The following is a 23,171-nucleotide window of genomic DNA, read 5'->3' on the forward strand; positions in this document are numbered from 1 at the left end:
GGGTTGCTGTCGTTTTACGCCCGATAAAGACACCCACCCCGTGCTCGGCGGGGGACCCCGGTCAGCGGGCGGCGAGCCGGGCCGGGTCGAGGTCGAGGCGGCGCAGGAGCTGCGCGTTGAGCGCGACGACGACCGTCGAGACGGACATGAGGATCGCGCCCGCCGCCATCGGCATGACGAACCCGACCGGGGCGAACACGCCCGCGGCGAGCGGGACGGCGGCGATGTTGTAGCCCGCCGCCCACCAGAGGTTCTGCTGCATCTTGCGGTAGGACGCGTGCGACAGCGCGATGATCGAGAGCACCGCGCGTGGGTCGGAGCTCGCGAGGATCACCCCGGCCGACGCGATCGCGACGTCCGTGCCCGCGCCGATCGCGATGCCGACGTCGGCCTGCGCGAGCGCCGGGGCGTCGTTGACGCCGTCGCCGACCATCGCGACGACGCGCCCGCCGCGCTGGAGCTCGGCCACCTTCGCGTCCTTGTCCTCCGGGCGCACGCCCGCGAAGACCTGGTCGATGCCGAGCTCGCGCGCGACCGACCGGGCGACGAGCTCGGCGTCGCCCGTGATCATGACGACCCGGATGCCGCGCCGGTGCAGCGCGTCCACGGCCTCGCGGGACTCCGGCCGGACGGCGTCCGCGAGCGCGAGTGCGCCCACGACCTCGCCGCGCTGACCGTCGTCGTCCGGACCGCCGTCGTCCGGACCCGCAACGGGGGAGACGACGACGTGCAGGACGGTCGCGCCGTCGCCCGCCCACGCGTCGGCGTCGGGCAGCGGGTCGAGCCCGCGCTCGCCCAGCAGCGCGGGACCGCCCACGGCGACGCGGCGCGGGCCGTCCGGCGTGCGGACCGTCGCCTCGACCCCGACCGCGGTGAGCGACCGGAAGTCCGTCGCCCGCGGCACGTCGAGACGCGTCGCGGCGGCGCGCGCGACGATCGCCCGCGCGAGCGGGTGCTGGCTGTCGGCCTCGGCAGCGGCGGCGAGCGCGAGGAGGTCGTCCTCCGTCGTGCTGCCGGTCGTGGCGGCGTGCACGACGACGGGCTCGCCCGCCGTGAGCGTCCCCGTCTTGTCGAACAGGACGGTGTCCACCGTGCGCATGCGCTCGAGCGCGAGGCGGTCCTTGACGAGCACGCCGGCGCGCGCGGCCCGCTCCGTCGAGAGCGAGACGACGAGCGGGATCGCGAGGCCCAGCGCGTGCGGGCACGCGATGACGAGCACGGTGATGGCGCGGATCAGCGCCTGCTCGGGCGAGCCGAGGACGAGCCACGCACCGATGGTCAGGGCTGCCGCACCGAGCGCGTACCAGAACAACCAGCCCGCGGCGCGGTCCGCGAGGCGCTGCGTCCTCGTCGAGGACGCCTGCGCGTCCGCGACGAGCCGCTGGATGCCCGCGAGCGCGGTGTCGTCGCCCACGGCCGTGACGCGCACGCGCAGCGCGTCGTCCGTCGCGACGGTCCCGGCGACGACCGGGTCGCCCACCGTGCGCCGCACCGGGCGCGACTCGCCCGTGATCATCGACTCGTCGACGTCCGCGGCGCCCGACGCGACCTCGCCGTCCGCGGGTACGCGGCCGCCCGGCCGGACGACCACGAGGTCGCCCACGCGCAGGTCCGTCGGCGCGACGGTCGTCACCGTGCCGTCGTCGGCGACCCGCTCCGCCTCGTCCGGCAGGAGCGCCGCGAGCGAGTCGAGCGCCGACGCCGTCTGCGCGAGCGAGCGCATCTCGAGCCAGTGGCCCAGCAGCATGATGACGACGAGGAGCGCGAGCTCCCACCACACGTCCAGCTCGGGCGCGAGCACGCCGAGGCTCGCGCCGAGCGACGACGCGAACGCGACCGTGATCGCGAGCGAGATGAGCGTCATCATGCCGGGCGTGCGGCCGCGGAGCTCGTCGACCGCGCCCGTGAGGAACGGGCGCCCGCCCCGCAGGAAGATCACCGAGCCGAGCACGGGTGACACCCAGGGCAGCCAGGCCGCGTCGGGGAGGTCGTACCCGAGGAGCATCGCGAACATCGGGCTCAGCGCGACGGTCGGTACCGCGAGCGCGAGCATGGCCCAGAAGAGGCGCCGGTACTGACCGACGTGGTCGCCGTGGCCCCCGCCGTGCCCGCCGTGCCGCGCGCCGTGAGCGTCGTGGCCCGCGCCGTGCGCGTCGTGGCCCGCGGCGGTGTGGTCATGGGACCCGTGGCTCGTCGTCCCGTGGCCGTGAGCCCCGTGGCCGGTCCCGTCGTGGTCGTGGGACGGGGCGTGCGCCGTGTCGTGACCGGGCGTCCCGTGACCGTCCGCGTGGTGCGCGTGCCCGCCGGGTGCGTGCGGAGCGTGGGTGCGCGTGCCCGGTGCGGGGGTGCCCTCGGTGTGCGCGCCGCTCGCCGTCGTGGCGTCGCGCGCGGTGCCGGCCGTGCGGTGGTCGTGCTCCACGTCGTCCTCCTGGTCTTCGGAGCGTCCTGATACCCCCTGGGGGTATCTACGTCCCAAGGTGCCGCAGTATTCCCGAGGCGTCAAGAGGCGGGAGGCGTCCCGCCCGGGGGAAGCGATTTCCAGGCCGACGGCGTCAGCCCGGCGCGGGCGTCGACTCCCGGAGCACGACGGTGCCCCGGACCTCGACCCGCTGCGGCGGCGCGTCCTCCTCGTACGGGGCCAGCGCCAGCGCGAGGGCCCGCTCGCCCACCTCGGTGAGCGGGATGCGCACGGTCGTCAGCGCGGGCGTGACGTCGCGCAGCGTCACGATGTCGTCGAACCCCGCCACCGCGACGTCCTCCGGGACGCGCAGCCCCGCGTCGCGGGCCGCCGCCATCGCGCCCACGGCCATGACGTCGTTCACCGCGAAGACCGCGCGCGGGGCGTCGTCGTGGGCACCGCCCGCACCCGGGCCCACGCGGGCGAGGAGCTCGCCCATGCCGCGATGGCCGCCGTCGCGCGTGAACGCGCACTCCACGATCGCCTCCGGCTCGACGGGGGAGCCGAGCGCGGCGAGCGCCTCGGTGAAGCCGCGGGCGCGGTCGACCGCGGTGCGGTGTCCCGCCGGGCCGGCGAGCACGCCGAACGACCGGTACCCCAGGCCGTGCAGTGCGCGCGCCAGGTCTGCCGCGCCCTCCGCGTTGGCGATCTGCACCGCCGGCAGGTCTCCGAGCGGCTGACCGACGAGCGAGACGCCACCGCCCGAGGAGCGGTAGCTCTCGAGCGCGCGGCGCAGCGCGCCGTCGGCGTCGTCCGCGAGCCGGCCGCCGCCGAGCACGACCGCCCGCGCGCGCTGGCGGTCCATGAGCTCGACGAACGCGCGCTCGCGCTCCGGCGAGTGGCGCGTGCTCGTGAGCGTGACGATGAGGCCGTCGCGGTCGGCCGCGTCCGCGACGCCCGCCGCGAGCGACGAGAAGTACGGGTCGGCGATGTCGTGCACCACGAGGCCCACGCTCGTCGTGCGACCGCGCGCCATGGCCTGCGCGCTCGGGTCGGGCGAGTAGCCGAGGCGGCGCGCCGAGGCGAGCACCCGCTCCCGCAGGTCGGGGCGCACCGTGCGGTTCGCGCTCCCGTTGATCGCGCGCGAGGCGGTCGCGAGGGAGACGCCGGCGTCTCGCGCGACCTCGCTCAGGGTGGGTCCGGGCACGGCCCCAGGCTAGCGGTGCGGCCCCCGCACCGGGTGGGCAGCGCGCGGAGAGGTTACGTTCGACGCACGACCGCCCCGACCGTCCCCGCAGGAGGACCCATGACGCCCGGCGACACCACCCCTGCGCACGGCACGACGGCGGCCCTCGCCCGGGCGCTCGCGATCGGCGCGGCCGCGGGGTCGCGCAGCAGCCTCGGCGTCGCGGCGCCGGTGCTCGCACGTCGCGCGGGCGACCGACCCGGGGCGGGACCGGCGTGGCGGCGGCGCCTCGTCCGGGCCGTGGCCGGCGCGGCGGTCGCGGGCGAGCTCGTGGGCGACAAGCTGCCCACGACGCCGAGCCGCCTCGACCCGCCCGGCGCCTACGTCCGCCTCGCGTCCGGCGCCGTGGGCGGCGTCCTGGTGGCCGGGCGACGCACGCGAGGCCTCGGCGTCGTGGCAGCCGCTGCGGCCGGGGCCGCCGGCGCCGCGGTGGGTACGTGGGGCGGCGCGGCGTGGCGGAGGCTCGCGGTGGGCCGGCGGCCCGACTGGCCGGGCGCCGTCGCCGAGGACGCCGTCGCTCTCGCTCTCGCCGCGTGGGCCGTCCGCCGCTGATCCCGTCGCGCGGGCGGCCCGGCGCCGAGTCCCGTCGAGCGGGCGGTCCGCCGCCGACCGGCGGCGCGTCAGGAGCCCGGGACGCTCGTCACGGTCGTGAGCAGGAACGCGGCGTCGTCGAGCGCGCTCACGGCGTGCCGCTCGTGCGTGAGCACGCGCAGCTCGCCCGCGCCGAGCTCGACGTCGCCCTCGCCGAGCGCCGTCACGCGGACCCGCCCGCGCAGCACCTGGATCGACGCCGCGGGCGGCGAGTTGTGCTCCCCGAGCTCGACGCCCGCGCGGAGCGCGAGGATCGTCTGGCGCAGCGGGCCGTCGTGCAGCACGACCTCGGCGCTGCGCCCGTTCGGCGCGCTCCGGGCGTTCGTGAGGTGCGCGTCGGTGAGAAGGTCGACGTTCGTCATCGGGGCTCCGACCTGTCGGGGAGTCCCATCATGCCGCGCCCGAGGGGTGCGTCGCGTCCGGGGGGCGCACGACGGTGACGGGGCAGTGCGCGTACTCGATCGCGTGGCGGCTCACCGACCCCAGCAGGAGCCGGTCGAACCCGCCGACGCCGCGGTTGCCCACGACGATCCGCTCGGCGTGCGACGACGCCTCGATGATCCCCTTCGCGGCCTGGACGTGCCGCACGCTGCGGACCACGCGGTCGTCGGGCAGGTCGACGCCCGCGGCGTCGAGCGCGGCGTCGAGCTTCTGCGCGGCGAACCGCTCGTAGTCGTCGAGCGGCGGCGTCCAGCCCCACGAGTCGGGCAGGGGCGCGAGCGAGACGATCTGCCAGCAGAACAGGGCCTCGAGCGTCGCACCGGTCCGGCGCGCGACGTCCGCGCCGTGACGCAGCGCGTGGACGGAGGTCGAGGACCCGTCGACCCCGACGACGACCGGTCGCGCGTGGTCGTGGCGCACCTCGGGCGTGCCGCGCACGACGGTCACGGGGACGGTCGCGTGCTGCACGACGGCGGTCGGCACCGAGCCGAGGACCATGCGTCCGAGGCGTCCCCGGCCGCAGCGGCCCACGACGAGGAGCTCGGCGTCGTCGGTGTCGTCGCGTGCGGGGCGTACCTCGTCGTCCGTCGCCCGGGCGGTGCCCGGCTGGGCGGCGGCGAGCAGCACGGCGGCGGGGCTGCCGCGCTCCGCGACGGCGGCCGTGGTGACGGCGTCGGGACCCAGGCCGGTGCGCGTGCGCGCGGCCTCCAGCCAGTCCTGGACGAGGGCCCGCTTCTCCTCGGCGACGTCCGCCTCGGCCCCCTGCCGCGACTCCCACGCGAGCACCCCCGTGAGCGGTGCGTGGCGGTCCGCCGCCTCGCGCAGGGCCCAGTCCAGCGCGCCGCCGGACTCCTCGGACCCGTCGACCCCGACGATCACCCCGCGCATCGCGTCACCTCCGCCCGGTCGGCCGACGGCGCGCGCCGCCGGTGAACCACCCGTGCCGGCGCCGTCGTCCGCGCCGGTGCTGACTCGACAGTAGACCGCGGCGGCACGATCGGCCCGGGACGGCGTCGGGCGCGCGCGGGCGGCGGACCCGACCGGCTCGTCAGAACCGGGGCTCGGCCTCGTCCTGGAGGATGTTGCGCAGCGGGCGCGTCACGACGTCGACGCGCGCGAGCAGGTCCGAGGGCCCGGAGACGACGAGCGCGCGGTCCTCGAGCGGCACGTACACGGCGGCGTGCTCGCGCACCGCGACGTGCAGGCACGCGCAGGGCTCGCCGTCGACGGCGAACGTCGTGCGGGCGACGTGCGCGACGTCGACCTCCTCGACGATGGCGCGCATCGCGGCGCGGTACTCCTGGTAGGAGTCGAGGAAGTCGTCGTCGGCGGGGTCGTCGGCGTGCAGGGGCGCGGCGAGCGCCCCGCTGAGCGCCGTGCGGACGATGTCCTCGGCCTGCTCGTCGTGCGCCGCGAGGACGCGCAGGGTCTCGACGTCGAGCGTCTCGCCCGTGAACGACACGTAGGAGCGCAGGAACCGCTCCTCCGCCGGGTCGTGCGCGCCGTGGGCCGCGCCCGTGAGGGTCTCCTCGTCGAGGTCGAGGCCCCACGTGAGGGGGTCGTCGACCTCGGCGACGACGCCCTCGAAGCGGGCGACGACCTGCTCCCACGTGACGGGCGTGCTCCCCGTGCGCGTCTCGCGCTCGTCGGCTCCCGGTGCCGGTTCCTCCGGCTGCTGGTCCGGCTGGTGCATCGCTCTCGCCACCCTTCTGGCCGTCCGTGCGGCGCGCACTCCCGAGCCTGCCCGCGGTGCGGTCCCGGGTCAACGCCCCCGGCGCGTGTCGGGGCGGGTGATCTGCGCGGACGGCGTCGCGGCGGGCGTCGCCAGGTCACGGCCCGACCCCTCTTTCACGCCCCTGGCGAACAACGGCATACGGAGGGGGTACGGCTCGTTCGAACCGCATAGAGTCAATGCGGTCAGGCTTGTACCCGTCGTCCGGCGGGCAGGTGTACGCCGCTCACGAGGAGCAGCACATGTTCGAGAGATTCACAGACCGAGCCCGTCGGGTCGTCGTCCTCGCCCAGGAAGAGGCGCGGATGCTCAACCACAACTACATCGGCACCGAGCACATCCTCCTCGGCCTCATCCACGAGGGCGAGGGTGTCGCGGCCAAGGCGCTGGAGTCCCTCGGGATCTCCCTCGACGGCGTCCGCACCCAGGTGACCGAGATCATCGGCGAGGGCCAGCAGGCCCCGAGCGGGCACATCCCGTTCACGCCGCGCGCCAAGAAGGTGCTCGAGCTGTCGCTGCGCGAGGCGCTGCAGCTCGGTCACAACTACATCGGCACCGAGCACATCCTGCTCGGCCTCATCCGCGAGGGCGAGGGCGTCGCCGCTCAGGTCCTGACGAAGATGGGCGCCGACCTCAACAAGGTGCGTCAGCAGGTCATCCAGCTCCTGTCCGGCTACCAGGGCAAGGAGCCCGTCGCCGCGGGCGGCCCCACCGAGGGCCAGCCGTCGGGGTCGGCCGTGCTCGACCAGTTCGGGCGCAACCTCACCCAGGCCGCGCGCGAGGGCAAGCTCGACCCGGTGATCGGGCGCAGCCTCGAGATCGAGCGCGTCATGCAGGTGCTGAGCCGCCGCACCAAGAACAACCCCGTCCTCATCGGCGAGCCCGGCGTCGGCAAGACCGCCGTCGTCGAGGGCCTCGCGCAGGACATCGTGCGCGGCGACGTCCCCGAGACGCTCAAGGACAAGCAGCTCTACACGCTCGACCTCGGCGCGCTCGTGGCCGGCTCGCGCTACCGCGGTGACTTCGAGGAGCGCCTGAAGAAGGTGCTCAAGGAGATCCGCACGCGCGGCGACATCATCCTGTTCATCGACGAGATCCACACGCTCGTCGGGGCGGGTGCCGCCGAGGGCGCGATCGACGCCGCGAGCATCCTCAAGCCGATGCTCGCGCGCGGCGAGCTGCAGACGATCGGCGCGACGACGCTCGACGAGTACCGCAAGCACGTCGAGAAGGACCCGGCCCTGGAGCGCCGCTTCCAGCCGATCCAGGTCGCCGAGCCGTCCCTCCCGCACGCGATCGAGATCCTCAAGGGCCTGCGCGACCGCTACGAGGCGCACCACCGCGTGTCCATCACGGACTCCGCGCTGGTCTCGGCGGCCACGCTCGCGGACCGGTACATCAACGACCGGTTCCTCCCGGACAAGGCGATCGACCTCATCGACGAGGCGGGCGCGCGCCTGCGCATCCGCCGCATGACGGCCCCGCCGGAGCTCAAGGAGCTCGACGAGGAGATCGCCGAGGCGCGCCGCGAGAAGGAGTCCGCGATCGACGCGCAGGACTTCGAGAAGGCCGCCGGCCTGCGCGACAAGGAGAAGCAGCTCACCGCGAAGCGCGCCGACAAGGAGAAGGCGTGGAAGTCCGGTGACCTGGACACCGTCGCCGAGGTGGACGAGGAGCTGATCGCCGAGGTCCTGGCCATGGCCACGGGCATCCCGGTCTTCAAGCTCACCGAGGAGGAGTCCAGCCGCCTGCTCAACATGGAGGACGAGCTGCACAAGCGCGTCGTCGGCCAGGAGGCCGCGATCAAGGCGCTGTCGCAGGCCATCCGCCGGACGCGTGCGGGCCTCAAGGACCCGAAGCGCCCGGGTGGGTCGTTCATCTTCGCCGGCCCGACCGGCGTCGGGAAGACCGAGCTGGCCAAGGCGCTCGCCGAGTTCCTCTTCGGTGACGAGGACGCGCTCATCCAGCTCGACATGTCGGAGTTCTCCGAGAAGCACACCGTCTCGCGGCTGTTCGGCTCGCCCCCCGGCTACGTCGGGTACGACGAGGGTGGCCAGCTCACCGAGAAGGTGCGGCGCAAGCCGTTCTCGGTCGTCCTGTTCGACGAGGTGGAGAAGGCCCACGCGGACATCTTCAACTCGCTCCTGCAGATCCTCGAGGACGGTCGTCTGACCGACTCGCAGGGCCGCGTCGTGGACTTCAAGAACACCGTCATCATCATGACGACCAACCTCGGCACGCGGGACATCGCCAAGGGCGTCCAGACCGGCTTCAACGCCGGCGGCGACCTGGTCACGTCCTACGAGCGCATGAAGGCGAAGGTCAACGAGGAGCTCAAGCAGCACTTCCGCCCCGAGTTCCTCAACCGCGTCGACGACGTGGTGGTCTTCCCGCAGCTCTCGCAGGACGAGATCATCCAGATCGTCGACCTCATGATCGCCCGTCTCGACGCCCGCCTGCGGGACAAGGACATGGGCATCGAGCTCACCCAGCCGGCGAAGCAGCTCCTCGCCGAGAAGGGCTACGACCCGGTCCTCGGTGCTCGTCCGCTGCGCCGCGCGATCCAGCGCGACATCGAGGACGTGCTCTCCGAGAAGATCCTGTTCGGCGAGCTCAAGGCCGGCGAGATCGTGCTGGTCGACGCCGAGGGCGAGGGCCTGCTCGGGGAGTTCACCTTCCGGGGCGTCCCCAAGGGCGAGCACGACCGCGGCCCGGTGAGCGTGGGCGCGGCCGCCGCGCTCGACGCCCCGACCGGCGTCTCGGTCCGCGACCTGCCCCCCACGGGCGAGCTGCAGGCCGGCGCCGAGTGACGCGCCGCTGGACCGGCAGCCGGTCCACCGGCACCGCCTGACACACGGGCCCCGATCCTCCTGAGGGAGGGTCGGGGCCCGTCGTCGTTCCCGGTGCCCACGAGCACGGGATCCGACCCTGGACAGCGGAACATGACAGATCTAGCCTCGTAACACGCAGGATCGATCATCGCCACAGGGCTCGGTCTGATGGCCGAGCCCTTCGTGATGTCCGATGACTGATGCCCGGGCAGGGGCGATCTGCTCGCAGCGCCGCACATATCGCCCCTCCTGTGTACGATAGATTGGATGAATCCGGAGCCAGGGCGGCTCGACGCGACGGGAAGGACGACGGTGACCGGTCACGACGTCGTGGACGCGCACCACCACCTCTGGGTGCGCGCGCGCACGCCCCAGGACTGGATCGACCCGGACACCATGGCGGCGATCGACCGGGACTTCGAGCCCGCGGACCTCCCCGCGGCGGCGCACGGCGTCCGCGCGACCGTCGTCGTGCAGTCCGCGAGCGCCTGGGCCGAGTCCGAGGAGCTGCTCGCGACGTGCGCGTCGCCCGAGGGTCGCGCCGCGCGGCTCGCGGGGGCCGTCGTCTGGGCCGACCTCACCGCGCCCGACCTGGCCGACCGGCTCGCCGCGCTGCGCGCCGGCCCCGGCGGGGAGCACCTCGTGGGCGTGCGGACCATGGTCCAGGCCGAGCCCGACCCCGACTACCTCGACCGCGCCGACGTGCGGCGCGGCATCGCCGCCGTGGGGGCGGCCGGCCTCGCGTTCGACCTCGTCCTGCGCGACCACCAGCTCGCCGCCGCAGCGCGGCTGGTCGCCGCGCTCCCCGACGTGCGCTTCGTGCTCGACCACCTCGGCAAGCCCCGGCTCGACGCCGCGGCCGCGCCCGGCACGCCGCGCGACGTGCTCGTCGCGTGGCGCGCGGACCTCGCGGCGCTCGCCGCGCACGAGAACGTCACCGCGAAGCTGTCCGGCCTCGTCACCGAGGCCCGCTGGGACGCGTGGACGCCGGCCGACCTGCGGCCCGCCGTCGACCACGCGCTCGACATGCTCGGCCCGGACCGGCTCATGGTCGGGTCCGACTGGCCCGTGTGCCTGCTCGCGAGCGATTACGGGCGCTGGCTCGAGACGCTGCGCGTGCTGCTCGCCGGGCTCACGCCGACCGAGAGCGCGGCGGTGTGGGCCGGGACCGCGCGCCGCGTCTACCACCTCACCGACCCGGCCGACGCCCCCGTCGCCGTCCCCCAGACCGAGGAGAGCCACCCGTGACAGCACCCACGAGCACGACCCGCGAGCTCGACGGCGTGCGCGCCGTCGTCACCGGCGGCGCCTCCGGCATCGGAGCAGCGATCGTCACCGCGATGCTCGCGCGCGGTGCGGCGGTCACGTCGCTCGACCGCACGCCCGACGGCGTGCCCGACGGCGCCCGTGCCGAGGTCGCGGACGTCACCGACGACGCCGCGGTCCGCGCCGCCGTCGAGAGCGCGGCCGCCGCGATGGGCGGGATCGACGTCGTCGTCAACAACGCGGGCATCGGCGCGCAGGGGACGGTCGCCGACAACGACGACGCCGAGTGGCTGCGCGTCCTCGACGTCAACGTCCTGGGGACCGTGCGCGTGACGCGCGCCGCGCTGCCCCACCTGCGCGCGTCCGACCGCGCGGCCGTCGTCAACACGTGCTCCATCGCCGCGTGGACCGGCCTGCCGTCGCGTGCGCTGTACTCCGCGTCCAAGGGCGCGGTCCAGGCGCTCACGCTCGCGATGGCCGCCGACCACGTGCGCGAGGGGATCCGCGTGAACTGCGTGAACCCCGGCACCGTCGACACCCCGTGGGTCGGCCGCCTGCTCGACGCCGCCGACGACCCCGTCGCCGAGCGCGCCGCGCTGGAGGCGCGCCAGCCCACGGGCCGGCTCGTGAGCCCCGAAGCCGTCGCGCACGCCGTGTGCTACCTCGCGAGCCCGCTCGCGGAGGCGACCACGGGTGCGGCGCTCGCGGTCGACGGCGGCATGCACACGCTCCGGGTCCGCCCGCCGGCGGCGTCGTGACGCGCGGGACGGCGGACGCGTCGGCGGGCGCGCTCCCGACGCGCGAGGTGCGGGGCACGGGCGTGCGGCTCACGTCGCTCGGGTTCGGCGCCGCGCAGGCGGGCAACCTCTTCCGCGCCACGACGGACGAGGAGTCGGCGGCCGCGGTCGAGGCGGCGTGGGACCTGGGCGTCCGGTACTTCGACACCGCCCCGCACTACGGCCTCGGCCTCTCCGAGCGGCGTCTCGGGGCCGCGCTGCGGGGCCGCCCGCGCGACGAGTACGTGGTGTCGAGCAAGGTCGGCAGGCTCCTCGTCCCGTCGCCGGGGACCGCGCACGAGAGGGACCCGGACCTCTTCGACGTCCCGGCGGACCACCGCCGCGTGTGGGACTTCTCGCGCGACGGCGTGCTGCGCTCGATCGACGCGACGCTCGCGCGCACCGGGCTCGACCGGGTCGACGTCGTCTACCTCCACGACCCGGACGACCACGAGGACGCGGCGGTGCACGAGGCGCTGCCCGCGCTCGTGCACCTGCGCGACCAAGGCGTCGTCGGGGCGATCGGCGCCGGGATGAACCAGTCCGCGATGCTCGCGCGGTTCGTCCGCACCGGGGACGTGGACGTCGTCATGTGCGCGGGCCGGTTCACGCTCCTCGAGCAGCCGGCGCTCGCCGACCTCCTGCCCGCGGCGGTCGAGCACGGCGCCGCCGTCGTCGTCGCGGGCGTCTACAACTCCGGCCTGCTCGCGCGCGACGTGCCGCCCGACGACGCGACGTACGACTACGCGCAGGCCCCCGCCGCGCTCCTCGACCGGACCCGGCGGATCGCCGCGGTCTGCGCCGAGCACGGTGTGACCCTGCCCGAGGCCGCGCTCGCGTACGTCCGGCCGCACCCCGCCGTCGCGAGCACCGTCGTCGGGCTCCGGACGCCCGGCCAGGTGCGCGAGGCGTACGCGCGGCACACCGCCGTCGTGCCGGACGACCTGTGGGACGCGCTCGTGCGCGCGGGCCTGCTCCCCGAGGACGCGGCGCCCCCGCGCGACGCGCTCACCCCCTGACCCGAGAGGAACGACCGCATGCACCTGCTCCGCCTGGGCCCCGCCGGCCAGGAGATCCCCGCCGTCGCGGAGGGCGGCACGACCTACGACCTGCGGCCCCTGACCGCCGACGTCGACGGGGCGTTCCTCGCGGCGGACGGCGTCGCGCGCGTGCGGGCGGCGCTCGCCGCGGGCGCGCTGCCCGTGCTCGACGGCGCGGACCGCCTGCGCCGCGGGGCGCCGATCGCGCGGCCCGCCGCGGTCGTGTGCATCGGGCAGAACTACGCCGCGCACGCCGCCGAGTCGGGCGCCGAGCCCCCGGCGACGCCGATCGTCTTCCTCAAGCACCCGAACACCGTGGTCGGGCCCGACGACACGCTCCCGGTGCCGCCGGGCGCCGAGCGGCTCGACTGGGAGGTCGAGCTCGGGGTGGTCGTCGGGCGCCGTGCGAGCTACCTCGCCTCGCCGGAGGACGCGCTCGCGCACGTCGCGGGGTACACGGCCGTCGACGACGTGAGCGAGCGCGCGTGGCAGCTCGACGAGTCGCTGGGGCAGTGGTCCAAGGGCAAGTGCGGGCCCGGGTTCGCGCCGACCGGCCCGGCGCTCGTCCCCGCGGACGAGCTCGACGCGCGCGACGTGCGCCTGCGCTCGTGGGTGAACGGCGAGCCCCGTCAGGACTCGACGACGGCGGACATGATCTTCGACGTCGCGTACCTCGTGTGGCACCTCTCGCAGTACATGGCGCTGGAGCCGGGTGACCTGATCTGCACCGGGACGCCGCAGGGCGTCGCCCTCTCCGGGCGTTTCCCGTACCTGCGCGACGGCGACGTCGTCGAGGTCGAGATCGAGGGCGTCGGCCGCCAGCGGCACGCCGTGGCCGACGCCGACGTCCCGGTCCGTGCTGCGGGCGCCGCCGTCGCCGCGGAGTGACGGCGTGCTGCGCTTCCCTCTCCTGCACCCGGAGCTGATCGGCGCGCTCGCCGCCGCGGGGCACGGGGCGCGCGTCCTGCTCGCGGACGCGAACTACCCGCACTCGACGGGCGTGCGCGCCGGGGCGGCGCGCGTGCACCTCAACCTGCGGCCCGGACTCGTCACGGTCGACCAGGTGCTCGAGGTGCTGCTCGGCGCGGTGCCGGTCGAGTCGGCGGCCGTCATGGCGCCGTCCGGCGCCGCCGGTGACGTGCTCCCGGCCGGCGCCCGGGTGCCCGCGCACGCGGGGTACCGGGACGCGCTCGCGGCGGCGGCGCCGTCCGCGACGTGGCAGGACCTCGACCGACCCGCGTTCTACGACGCGGCGCGCGGCGACGACGTCGCGCTCCTCGTGGCGACCGGGGACCAGCGCGTGTACGCGAACCTGCTGCTCACGATCGGGGTCCGCCAGGTCTGATGAACAGGCCGTTGATGGGCGAATCATCAGATGTTGAAACGCTCACGGTCGCCGTAAGGTCGCGAATCGGGCGCGAGACCTGGGCAGAGATGGGGCGAAGTCTTGAAATGCATCTGATGTCTGCGGTAGAACTGACCTCGGTCACCACCAAGCAAAGGGGCTTCACGTGAGCACGGACCCGACCCCCGCGGTGCGCGCGGGCGACCCGCCGCCGGCGGGCACGCTGCTGCGTGTCGAGGGCATCACCAAGTCCTTCCCCGGGGTCCGGGCGCTCGACGACGTCCGCCTCGACCTGCGCCGTGGCGAGGTCCTCGCGCTCGTGGGGGAGAACGGGGCCGGCAAGTCGACGCTCATGAAGCTGCTCTCGGGGATCCACCAGCCCGACGCCGGGACCATGGAGCTCGACGGCGCGGCGCTCGACGTGCGTTCACCCCGCGAGGCGAACGAGCGCGGGATCAGCATCATCCACCAGGAGTTCCACCTCATGCCCGACCTCTCGGTCGCGCAGAACATCTTCGCGGGGCGCGAGCCGCGGCGCCTGGGGCTCATCGACGACCGCGCGCTCGTGCGCCGCGCCACCGGGCTGTTCGAGCGGCTCGGGATCCCCCTGGACCCGCGCCAGCCGGTGTCGCAGCTCAGCGTCGCCGGGCAGCAGATGGTCGAGATCGCCAAGGCGCTGTCGTTCGACGCGAAGGTCCTCATCATGGACGAGCCGACCGCCGCGCTCAACGACGCCGAGGTGCGCACGCTCTTCCGGCTCGTCCGCCAGTTCCTGACCCCCCGGACGGGCGTCATCTACATCTCCCACCGCATGGAGGAGATCAAGGAGATCTCGGACCGCATCACCGTCCTGCGCGACGGCCGCTACATCGACACGCTCGACACCCCCGGGACTGCCGTCGCCGACGTCATCGCGCGCATGGTCGGGCGCGAGATCCGCACCGACGTGCGGCCCGCGCCCGCCCCGACCGGCCGCCCCGTCGTGCTGTCCGTGCGCGGGCTGAGCACCCGCAGGCTGCTCAAGGACGTCTCGTTCGACCTCCACGAGGGAGAGATCCTCGGCTTCGCCGGCCTCATGGGCGCGGGCCGCACGGAGGTCGCGCGCGCCCTCGTCGGCGCCGACCGCAGCACGGGCCGCGTCGAGGTCCGCGGGCGTGCCGTGCACGTGCGCAACCCGGCCGACGCCGTGCGGCACGGCATCGGCTACCTGTCGGAGGACCGCAAGCGGTACGGCCTCCTGCTCGACCAGGACGTCACCGCGAACGTCATGCTGTCCTCGCTGGGCCGCGAGAGCCGGGCCGGGTTCGTGCGCGACGGCGACGCGCGGCGCGTCGCGACCGACATGGTCCGCCGCCTCGCCATCAAGACGCCGTCGGTGCGCCAGCGCACGAAGAACCTCTCGGGCGGCAACCAGCAGAAGGTCGTGCTCGCCAAGTGGCTCGTGCGCGACTGCGACGTGCTCGTCGTCGACGAGCCGACGCGCGGCATCGACGTCGGCGCGAAGGAGGAGATCTACGACCTCCTGCGCACGCTCGCGGACCAGGGTAAGGCGATCGTCATGATCTCGTCCGAGCTGCCGGAGGTCCTGCGCCTGTCCGAGCGGATCGTCGTCATGTGCGAGGGCCGGGTCACCGGCGTCCTCGACAACGCCGACGCCACCCCGCACAACGTCATGGAGCTCGCGACGCGCTTCGGCGGCGCCGAGCACCTCCTCGCCACGACCGGAGACGCCCGATGACCTCGACCACCACCGTCACCGACGCCCTGCCCGACGCCGTCGTGACATCGCGCGGCCCGCGCTACCGCCAGCAGCTCCAGCAGATCCTCGCGTTCGCCGGCCTCGTGGTGATCTTCGCGTTCTTCTCGGTCGCGAGCCCGTACTTCCTCGACTGGGCGAACATCAAGGGCATCCTGCTCGCCACCGCGGTCACCGGGATCATGGCGCTCGGCGCGACGTTCGTCATCGCCACGGGCGGGATCGACCTGTCGGTCGGGACCGGGATGACGCTGTGCGCCGTCATGACGGGCGTGTTCCTCACCAACCTCGGTCTCCCGCTCGCGGTCGGCGTGCTCGGCGGGATCGCGGCCGGGGCGCTGCTCGGGCTCGTCAACGGCCTCAACGTGTCGTTCCTCGGCATCCCGCCGTTCATCGCGACGCTCGCGACCATGATGGTCGCGCAGGGCCTGTCGCTCGTCATCTCCGGCACCAAGCCTATCTACTTCTCCGACGTCGCGGGCTTCGGCCAGATCGCGCTCGGCGAGCTCGTGCCCGGGCTGCCGAACGCCGTCCTCATCTTCTTCGTCGCCGCCGTCGTCGCGGGCGTGCTGCTCAGCAAGTCGCTCGTCGGCCGGTACGCGCTGTCCATCGGCTCCAACGAGGAGGCGACGGCGATCTCCGGCATCGACGTGCGGCGCTGGAAGGTCGTGGTCTACACGGTCGCGGGCGTCTTCACCGGGCTCGCGGGCGTCGTCATGGCGTCGCGGCTCAACTCGGCCCAGCCCGGCCTCGGGCTCGGGTACGAGCTCGAGGCGATCGCCGCCGTCGTCATCGGCGGCACGTCCCTGCGCGGCGGCAAGGCCACGATCCTCGGGACCGTGATCGGCGCGCTCATCATGGCCACGCTCACCAACGGCCTGCGGATCATGTCGATCCCGCAGGAGTGGCAGAAGGTCGCCGTCGGCGTCGTCATCCTCCTCGCCGTCTACACCGACATCCTCCGGCGTGGCAAGGACGCCTGACCCCGGCGCCCGCCCGCCCTCCACCCGTCCGTACCTCCCTCGTCTCCCCGACGACGACGTCATCCCCCGAAGGAGCACCCTCATGAAGACCACCCGTGCCGCACGCCTGAAGCACGTCGGCGCCGCGGGCGCTGTCGCCCTCCTCCTCGCGCTCGGCGCGTGCAGCTCCGCCGCCGACGACGGGTCCGCACCCGGCGGGGGCGACGGCGGCACCCCGTACGTCGCGCTCGTCTCCAAGGGCTTCCAGCACCAGTTCTGGCAGGCCGTGAAGCAGGGCGCGGACGAGGCCGCCGAGGAGCTCGGCGTCGAGGTGACGTTCGAGGGCCCGGAGACCGAGACCGAGGTCGACAAGCAGCTCTCCATGCTGCAGACCGCGCTCGACAAGAACCCCGACGCCATCGGCTTCGCCGCGCTCGACTCCGAGGCGTCGATCCCGCTCATGGCGGACGCCCAGTCCCGCGGCATCCCCGTCGTCGCGTTCGACTCCGGCGTCGAGTCCGACGTGCCGATCACCACGGTGTCGACCGACAACGAGGCCGCCGCCGCCGAGGCGGCGAAGCACATGGTCGAGCTCATCGGCGGCAGCGGGAAGATCGCCGTGCTCGGGCACGACCAGACGTCGCAGACGGGTCAGCAGCGCGTCTCCGGGTTCGTCGACTACATCGAGGAGAACGCGCCCGACGTCGAGATCGTCGACGTCCAGTACGCCGGCGGCGACCAGCTCAAGTCGGCGGACGCCGCGAAGTCGATCCTCCAGGCGAACCCCGACCTCCAGGGCATCTACGGCACCAACGAGGGCGCCGCGACGGGCGTCGTCAAGGCGGTGCAGGAGCTCGGCAGGGCGGGCACGCTCACCGTGATCGGCTTCGACTCCGGCAAGGCCCAGACCGACGCCATCCGTGACGGCCTCATGGCGGGTGCCATCACGCAGAACCCCGTCGGCATCGGCTACGAGACCGTCCGCGCCGCCGTCGCCGCGATCAACGGCGAGGACGTCGAGCCCGTCATCGACTCGGGCTTCTACTGGTACGACGCGACGAACATCGACGACGAGGACATCGCCGCGGTCCTCTACGAGTGACCGACGGCCCGTCACCCGACGACCGGCCCGGCGCGGGGACGACCCCTGAGGTCGCCCCGGCGCCGGGCCTTTCGCGTCGTGGTCCGGGTCACGCTCGGCGACGGCCCGCGTGGTCGGGTCCGCGGGTCGAGTCCGCTGGTCGGGTCGGGAGACGGCCCGCGTGGCCGGGTTCGCGGGTGGCGTGTCCTCGGTGCTCGGGCTGCCGCGCCGTCACCTGCGTCCGTCGGGCGGCGGTCTGCGCGCGCGGCGTCGACGCCCTTCGCATCCGAGGCCACCCCGCCCGCTCGCGGTGCCCTCTCCCACCCGCCCCGACTACGCAGCCGGACGGACGCGTCGGCACGCCCCGACCACCCAGCGGGACGGACAAGCCCCCGACCATCCAGCCGGACGGACGCCGTCGTCCGCGCTCCTGGAGAGATCAGGCGTCGTCGTCGGGGAGGTCGTCCGGGACGCGGGGGAGGGACTCCTCGACGCCGAGGAGGTGGTTCGCCATCCGCAGCCGCGCCCGCTCCGCGTCGCCCGCGGCGAGCGCGCGCCAGATCGCCTCGTGCTCTCCGTGCGTGCGTTCCTCGGCGCCCTCCTCGTGGAGGCCGCGCCACAGGCGCTCGCGGACGGTGCGGCTGGCGAGCGACTCGACGAGCGCGGCGAGGACGGGGTTGCCGGTGTGGGCGGCGATGATGCGGTGGAACGCGATGTCGGACTCGATGAAGCGCTCGTGGTCGACGGTGGGCTCGCGCAGGATGTCGTCGACCTGGTCGAGTACGGCGCGCGCCTCGGCGAGGGCCTCGGGGGTGATGCGGGTCGCGGCGAGGCCGGCGGCCTCGGTCTCGAGGATGCGGCGCACGTGGTGGAAGGGGAGGGCGCTGCCGTCTCCCTGGAGGTCGACGACGAAGCCCATGGGGGACAGCAGGCGCCCGGGGTCGAGGCTCGTGACGTAGGTGCCGTCGCCCTGGCGGGTGTCGACGATCCCGAGGATGGACAGCGCGCGCACGCCCTCGCGCAGGGAGCCGCGCGAGACGCCGAGGGCCTCGGCGAGGTCCTTCTCGACGGGGAGGCGGTCGCCGGGACCGAGCTCTCCGTCGAGGATCATGCGCTTGATGCCGTCGACGACCTCATCCGTGCGGGACATACGAGAAGTATGACCTATCGCCACGCCGCGGCGGGCGATTCCTCTGATGACTGCGCGGTCACGCGTGCGGTCTCGCGCGCGCGGCGCTCGGCCCAGTACTCGCCGTCGGGGAACCGGAACCGCGCGACGGACGCGGCGTGAATCTGCGTCGAGTAGCCGGGGCGTCGGGGCAGCACGTAGCCGCTCCCGGAGCCGGTGTCCGCGACGACGCACGGGTCGGTGAAGTGCTCGTGCAGGTGGTCGACGTACTCGGTGACGCGGTCGGTGAGGTCGCCGGCGATCGCGACGTAGTCCAGGACGGAGACGTGCTGCACCATCTCGCACAGGCCGACGCCGCCCGCGTGCGGGCACACGGGGACGCCGAACTTCGCGGCGAGCAGCAGGACGGCGACGATCTCGTTGACGCTCGCGAGGCGGCCCGTGTCGAGCTGGCAGAAGTCGATCGCCCCGGCCTGGAAGAACTGCTTGAACATGACGCGGTTGTGGCAGTGCTCGCCGGTCGCGACGCGGACGGGCGCGACGGCGCGGCGCACGGCCGCGTGCCCGAGGACGTCGTCGGGCGACGTGGGCTCCTCGATCCACAGGGGGTCGAACGGCGCGAGCGCGGCCATCCACTCGATCGCCTGGGGCACGTCCCACACCTGGTTCGCGTCGACCATGAGCCGACGCTCGGGGCCGATGACCTCGCGCGCGATGGTGAGGCGGCGCACGTCGTCGGCGAGGTCGGCGCCCACCTTGAGCTTGATGTGCCCGTACCCGGCGTCGACGGCCTCCTGGCAAAGCCGGCGCAGCTTGTCGTCGTCGTACCCGAGCCAGCCGGCCGAGGTCGTGTAGACGGGGTAGCCGGTGCGCTCGAGGTGCGCGATGCGCTCGGCCTTGGTGGCGGCCCTGGCCTCGAGGAGCGCGACCGCCTCGTCGGCGGTGAGCGCGTCGGAGAGGTAGCGCAGGTCGGCGACGGCGACGAGCTCGGCGGGGGTCATGTCCGCGAGCAGGCGCCACAGCGGCTTGCCCGCGCGCCGGGCGACGAGGTCCCACGTCGCGTTGAGCACGGCCGCGACCGACAGGTGCACGACGCCCTTCTCGGGCCCGAGCCAGCGCAGCTGCGAGTCGGACGTGAGCGCGCGGTACACGCCGCCCATGTCCGCGGCGAGCTCGTCGACGTCGCGCCCCACGAGCGCGGCGGCCTGCTGGCGCGCGGTCTCCGCGACGATGTCGTTGCCGCGGCCGATGGTGAACGTGAGGCCGTGGCCGGCGAGCGGGTCCCCGAGCGTGTCGGTGCCGTCGGTGCGGAGCACGACGTACGCGGCCGAGTAGTCGGCGTCCTTGTTCATCGCGTCCGAGCCGTCCGCCGTGAGCGACGTCGGGAAGCGGACGTCCTCGATCTCGACGCTCGTGATCCTCGCCATGCGTATCCTCGCCGTCCCCGCGGACGACCGCGGAATACATCAGATGACTCGATCAATCTAGAGGAGCGAATCGGGCGGGGTCAAGCCGATCCGCGTGCGCTGCCCGCCTAGACGTCGAATGAGTCACGCTCGCACCGGGTGCGAGGGGTACGGTCCGGGCGTGGACCCGGACCAGCTCGACGACCTCGCCGCGCGGCTGCGCGCCGCCGGGTGCGTCTTCGCCGAGGAGGAGGCCGCGCGCCTGGTCGAGCGGGCCGACGACGCGCACCACCTGGAGGCGCTCGTCGCGCGCCGCGTCGAGGGCGAGCCGCTCGAGCACGTGCTCGGGTACGTCGACTTCCACGGCCTGCGGATCGGCGTCGACCCGGGGGTGTTCGTCCCGCGCCAGCGCACGGTCCTCCTCGTGGACGAGGCGGTCGCGCTCGCGCGGCGGCGCGCGATCCGCACGCGGCCGCCCGAGACCGTGCCCGGGCAGGCCGGCGACCCGGTCGTGGTCGTCGACGTGTGCTGCGGTGCCGGTGCGCTCGGCCTCGCGGTCGCCACGGACCTCGGGTCCGGGGCCGACGCCGGACGCCGCCCCGTGGACCTCCACGTGACCGATCTCGACCCCGCGGCCGTCGCGTGCGCGGCACGCAACGTCGCCGCCGTGGGCGGTGTCGCGTACCGGGGCGACCTGTTCGACCCCCTGCCCACGCGCCTGCGTGGCCGCGTCGACGTGCTGCTCGCCAACGTCCCCTACGTGCCCACCGGCGAGATCCCGCTGCTTCCTCCGGAGGCGCGCGACCACGAGGCGCGCGTCGCGCTCGACGGCGGCGGCGACGGCCTCGACGTGCTACGTCGGGTGGCGGCCGACGCGCCGCGCTGGCTCGCGCCCGGCGGCCACCTGCTCACCGAGTCGGGGGAGCGGCAGGCGTCCGGCGCCGTCGCCGTGCTGGAGCGCGCCGGGCTCGCGGCGCGCGTGGTCCGGGACGAGGAGATCGGCGCGGCGGTCGTCGTCGGCACGCGGCGCGACGCGCGGACCGCCTGACGAGCGTCCGTCCGGACGACGCGCGCCGAGGACGAGGACGCGCGGCCTTGTCATGGCGTCGTCCTGCCGCCCGGTGCAAGACGCGCGGCACCCGCCACACAGTCCGGGCATGAGGGGCAGGACAGGCGTGGTGCGCCGTGGTGCGCTCGTGGCTGCGGTCGCGGGGGCGGCGGCCGTGGCCGTCGCGTGCGGCGGGCCGGGAGGCGGCCTCGTCGTGGCGTGCCCCGCGATCGGCTACGTGGGGCGGCTCGAGGTGCGGCTCGACGACGCGTGGCAGGACCGGGACGCGCACGACGTCCGGGTCACCTGCCTGCCGGGGGAGCGAGGGTGCGAGCTCGTGCGCGACGGCACGCTCGTCGTCGCTCCGGAGCCCGCGGAGCCCCAGGTGCTCGGCACGCCGACCGCGCCGGGCTCCACGCCGGAGCAGCCGTCCTCGTCGCCGGACGCGCCGGCACCGGCGCCGGAGCGCCCCGCGGTGACCGGTCCCGAGTGGACGGGGACGAGTCTCACCGCACCGGAGCAGGTCGCGGTGCGCGTCGTCGAGCGCGGGTCCGGCGCGACCGTCCTCGCGACGAGCGTCGACGTCCCGTGGGACGTCGACGACCACCCGTACGGGCGCGAGTGCGGAGGGCCCTGGAGCGCGAGCGTGGAGATCCCGCCGCCCGCGGGATGACGCCCGCCGTCGGCTACGCCGCGGGGCGCTGCAGGAGCGCGCGGATCTCCTTCTCCGCCTGGGCGGGGCCGAGCGCCCGGCACCCGAGCGAGGTCCAGTTGGCGACGAGGCGCGGCTCGGCCCGCAGCAGCGCCCACCCGCGACGCACGAGCGTGAGCGGGGGCTTGCGCATCTCCGCGAGGTCGCGCAGGAGGCGGAACCAGAACGTCACGAGGCGCGGGCGGCGCAGGCACACCGCGTCGGCCAGCACGTCCTGCGCGCGGCACGCCGCGACGATCTCCGCCGCGAAGATGCCCTCCGCGATGACGACGCGCGAGCCGGTGACGTCGACGTGCGTCGTCCCGGTGCGCTGCGACGTCGGGATGTCGTACACGGGCACGTCCGCGTGCCCGGTGCGCGCGAGGTCGACGAGCGCCGCGACCGCCCCTGCGCCGTCCCACGACCGCGGGTCGTCCCAGTCGACGATCCCGAACCGGCGCGGCAGGTCCGGGTGGTCGTGGTCGAGGTAGAAGTCGTCGAGCGACACGACGGGCAGCCCGAGCCGCCGCGTGAGCGACGTCTTGCCCGAGCCCGACGCCCCGGTGAGCAGCACGATCCGGGTCGGCACCTCGCGCGACCCGGGCGGGAGGTCGAACAGCGCCGGGTCCCCGGCGGGTCCGGCGGGTACCGGGTCGGTCCGGGTGGCGGCGTCGGTCGGACCGCCGTCTCTGCCGTGCTGAGGGTCGCTCACGGGACACCATTGTCGCAGCGCGCGCGACCGCCCGTCCCGGACGGGGTCGCCGCGGGCGCAGAAAGCGGTCGCGGTGCCGGGCGTACCCTTCCCCGGTGACCGCCGACCCCGCAGCCCTGCTCGCCCGCGACGCCCTCGACCGCCTCGACCGGTGGCAGCCGGTGGACCCCCGCCAGGAGGCGCTCGCGGCGCAGTACCGCGCGTTCGTCCGCGGCGACGCCGGCCCGCGCGCCGAGGCGGTGCGCCGCGACGGCGGCCCGCAGCACCTCACGGCGAGCTGCTTCGTCCTCAGCCCCGACCTCGACCACGTGCTGCTGTGCTTCCACCGCAAGGGCCGGTTCTGGGTGCAGGTCGGCGGGCACACCGAGCCGGGCGACACGACGCTCGCGGGCGCCGCGTACCGGGAGGCGCGCGAGGAGAGCGGCCTCGACGCGCTCGTGCCGTTCGACCCGGACCCCGACCCGTCGATCGGCGCGCCACCGTCCCCGCCCGTCGACGTGCACCGCCACGACCTCGCCGCGGCGTTCGGCGCGTGCCGCACCCACTGGGACGTGGGCTTCGTCGCGTTCGCGGACCCGGGGGCGCGGACCGTCGTGAGCGACGAGAGCGAGGACGTCGCGTGGTTCCCCGTGGACGCGCTGCCGGCGGGGACGCCGGACGACTTCCCGGTGCGCCTCGCGACGGTGCTCGCGGAGGTGCGCCACCGCCGTCGGGCCTGAC

21 protein-coding genes are annotated in these 23,171 nt (G+C 74.7%); 13 read left to right on the forward strand and 8 right to left on the reverse strand.

Going from position 1 to position 23,171, the window contains the following annotated elements:
• Positions 1-61: 61 nt before the first annotated feature.
• Together GYH36_RS07205 and GYH36_RS07210 are read right to left on the reverse strand one after the other, a co-directional pair.
• Positions 62-2,419, reverse strand: a complete 2,358-nt coding sequence (locus GYH36_RS07205) for a heavy metal translocating P-type ATPase (RefSeq protein ID WP_312028538.1) — start codon at positions 2,417-2,419, stop codon at positions 62-64.
• Positions 2,420-2,552: 133 nt separating this feature from the next.
• Positions 2,553-3,605: a LacI family DNA-binding transcriptional regulator gene (locus GYH36_RS07210; protein WP_115941961.1), complete on the reverse strand. Its 1,053-nt coding sequence runs from the start codon at positions 3,603-3,605 to the stop codon at positions 2,553-2,555.
• 99 nt (positions 3,606-3,704) lie between these two features.
• Here GYH36_RS07210 and GYH36_RS07215 point away from each other — a divergent pair, with 99 nt between their 5' ends.
• The gene (locus GYH36_RS07215) at positions 3,705-4,196 is read left to right on the forward strand and encodes a hypothetical protein (RefSeq protein WP_034603108.1); all 492 of its coding nucleotides are present in this window, start codon (positions 3,705-3,707) and stop codon (positions 4,194-4,196) included.
• A 68-nt stretch (positions 4,197-4,264) separates the two neighbouring features.
• On the opposite strand, the gene GYH36_RS07220 is transcribed toward GYH36_RS07215, so the two are convergent.
• The 3 genes from GYH36_RS07220 to GYH36_RS07230 form a co-directional block, all read right to left on the reverse strand.
• Positions 4,265-4,597: a cupin domain-containing protein gene (locus tag GYH36_RS07220; protein WP_024838909.1), complete on the reverse strand. Its 333-nt coding sequence runs from the start codon at positions 4,595-4,597 to the stop codon at positions 4,265-4,267.
• A gap of 28 nt (positions 4,598-4,625) precedes the next feature.
• Positions 4,626-5,564: a universal stress protein gene (locus GYH36_RS07225; RefSeq protein WP_115941962.1), complete on the reverse strand. Its 939-nt coding sequence runs from the start codon at positions 5,562-5,564 to the stop codon at positions 4,626-4,628.
• Between the two features lie 160 nt (positions 5,565-5,724).
• Complete coding sequence (locus GYH36_RS07230; protein WP_024838907.1) at positions 5,725-6,369, reverse strand: hypothetical protein; 645 nt, start codon at positions 6,367-6,369, stop codon at positions 5,725-5,727.
• 281 nt (positions 6,370-6,650) lie between these two features.
• On the opposite strand from GYH36_RS07230, the gene GYH36_RS07235 reads away from it, so the two are divergent.
• The 9 genes from GYH36_RS07235 (at position 6,651) to GYH36_RS07275 (ending at position 17,486) form a co-directional block, all read left to right on the forward strand.
• Positions 6,651-9,218: an ATP-dependent Clp protease ATP-binding subunit gene (locus GYH36_RS07235; protein WP_024838906.1), complete on the forward strand. Its 2,568-nt coding sequence runs from the start codon at positions 6,651-6,653 to the stop codon at positions 9,216-9,218.
• 288 nt (positions 9,219-9,506) lie between these two features.
• Complete coding sequence (locus tag GYH36_RS07240; protein WP_162289501.1) at positions 9,507-10,487, forward strand: amidohydrolase family protein; 981 nt, start codon at positions 9,507-9,509, stop codon at positions 10,485-10,487.
• Positions 10,484-11,263: an SDR family NAD(P)-dependent oxidoreductase gene (locus GYH36_RS07245; protein ID WP_162289502.1), complete on the forward strand. Its 780-nt coding sequence runs from the start codon at positions 10,484-10,486 to the stop codon at positions 11,261-11,263. Before GYH36_RS07240 ends, GYH36_RS07245 begins: the two co-directional genes overlap by 4 nt.
• Positions 11,260-12,300: an aldo/keto reductase gene (locus tag GYH36_RS07250; RefSeq protein ID WP_162289503.1), complete on the forward strand. Its 1,041-nt coding sequence runs from the start codon at positions 11,260-11,262 to the stop codon at positions 12,298-12,300. Before GYH36_RS07245 ends, GYH36_RS07250 begins: the two co-directional genes overlap by 4 nt.
• An 18-nt stretch (positions 12,301-12,318) precedes the next feature.
• The gene (locus GYH36_RS07255) at positions 12,319-13,209 is read left to right on the forward strand and encodes a fumarylacetoacetate hydrolase family protein (RefSeq protein WP_162289504.1); all 891 of its coding nucleotides are present in this window, start codon (positions 12,319-12,321) and stop codon (positions 13,207-13,209) included.
• Positions 13,210-13,213: 4 nt separating this feature from the next.
• On the forward strand, positions 13,214-13,666 hold the full coding sequence (locus tag GYH36_RS07260; protein WP_024838901.1) for an RbsD/FucU domain-containing protein: 453 nt from the start codon (positions 13,214-13,216) through the stop codon (positions 13,664-13,666).
• A 166-nt stretch (positions 13,667-13,832) separates the two neighbouring features.
• The gene (locus GYH36_RS07265; RefSeq protein ID WP_024838900.1) at positions 13,833-15,404 is read left to right on the forward strand and encodes a sugar ABC transporter ATP-binding protein; all 1,572 of its coding nucleotides are present in this window, start codon (positions 13,833-13,835) and stop codon (positions 15,402-15,404) included.
• On the forward strand, positions 15,401-16,405 hold the full coding sequence (locus tag GYH36_RS07270) for an ABC transporter permease (protein ID WP_024838899.1): 1,005 nt from the start codon (positions 15,401-15,403) through the stop codon (positions 16,403-16,405). The genes GYH36_RS07265 and GYH36_RS07270 overlap by 4 nt, the downstream gene beginning before the upstream one ends.
• Before the next feature lie 82 nt (positions 16,406-16,487).
• On the forward strand, positions 16,488-17,486 hold the full coding sequence (locus tag GYH36_RS07275) for an ABC transporter substrate-binding protein (RefSeq protein ID WP_024838898.1): 999 nt from the start codon (positions 16,488-16,490) through the stop codon (positions 17,484-17,486).
• A 418-nt stretch (positions 17,487-17,904) separates the two neighbouring features.
• On the opposite strand, the gene GYH36_RS07280 is transcribed toward GYH36_RS07275, so the two are convergent.
• Together GYH36_RS07280 and GYH36_RS07285 are read right to left on the reverse strand one after the other, a co-directional pair.
• Positions 17,905-18,615, reverse strand: a complete 711-nt coding sequence (locus tag GYH36_RS07280; RefSeq protein WP_024838897.1) for a FadR/GntR family transcriptional regulator — start codon at positions 18,613-18,615, stop codon at positions 17,905-17,907.
• A 14-nt stretch (positions 18,616-18,629) separates the two neighbouring features.
• Complete coding sequence (locus tag GYH36_RS07285) at positions 18,630-20,021, reverse strand: enolase C-terminal domain-like protein (protein ID WP_162289505.1); 1,392 nt, start codon at positions 20,019-20,021, stop codon at positions 18,630-18,632.
• 160 nt (positions 20,022-20,181) lie between these two features.
• Between GYH36_RS07285 and GYH36_RS07290 the strand changes: the two genes are divergently transcribed.
• A complete protein-coding gene (locus GYH36_RS07290; RefSeq protein WP_312028539.1) occupies positions 20,182-21,048 on the forward strand; it encodes a putative protein N(5)-glutamine methyltransferase in 867 nt (288 codons plus the stop codon).
• Between the two features lie 109 nt (positions 21,049-21,157).
• The gene (locus tag GYH36_RS07295; protein ID WP_162289507.1) at positions 21,158-21,721 is read left to right on the forward strand and encodes a hypothetical protein; all 564 of its coding nucleotides are present in this window, start codon (positions 21,158-21,160) and stop codon (positions 21,719-21,721) included.
• Between the two features lie 13 nt (positions 21,722-21,734).
• On the opposite strand, the gene GYH36_RS07300 is transcribed toward GYH36_RS07295, so the two are convergent.
• On the reverse strand, positions 21,735-22,451 hold the full coding sequence (locus GYH36_RS07300) for a uridine kinase family protein (protein WP_312028540.1): 717 nt from the start codon (positions 22,449-22,451) through the stop codon (positions 21,735-21,737).
• 95 nt (positions 22,452-22,546) lie between these two features.
• On the opposite strand from GYH36_RS07300, the gene GYH36_RS07305 reads away from it, so the two are divergent.
• Positions 22,547-23,170 (forward strand): NUDIX hydrolase, encoded by a 624-nt coding sequence (locus tag GYH36_RS07305; protein ID WP_312028541.1) that lies wholly within the window; start codon positions 22,547-22,549, stop codon positions 23,168-23,170.
• Position 23,171: the final 1 nt, after the last annotated feature.

The sequence above is a fragment of the Cellulosimicrobium composti genome (genome assembly GCF_010287905.1).
GTDB lineage: Bacteria > Actinomycetota > Actinomycetes > Actinomycetales > Cellulomonadaceae > Cellulosimicrobium > Cellulosimicrobium composti.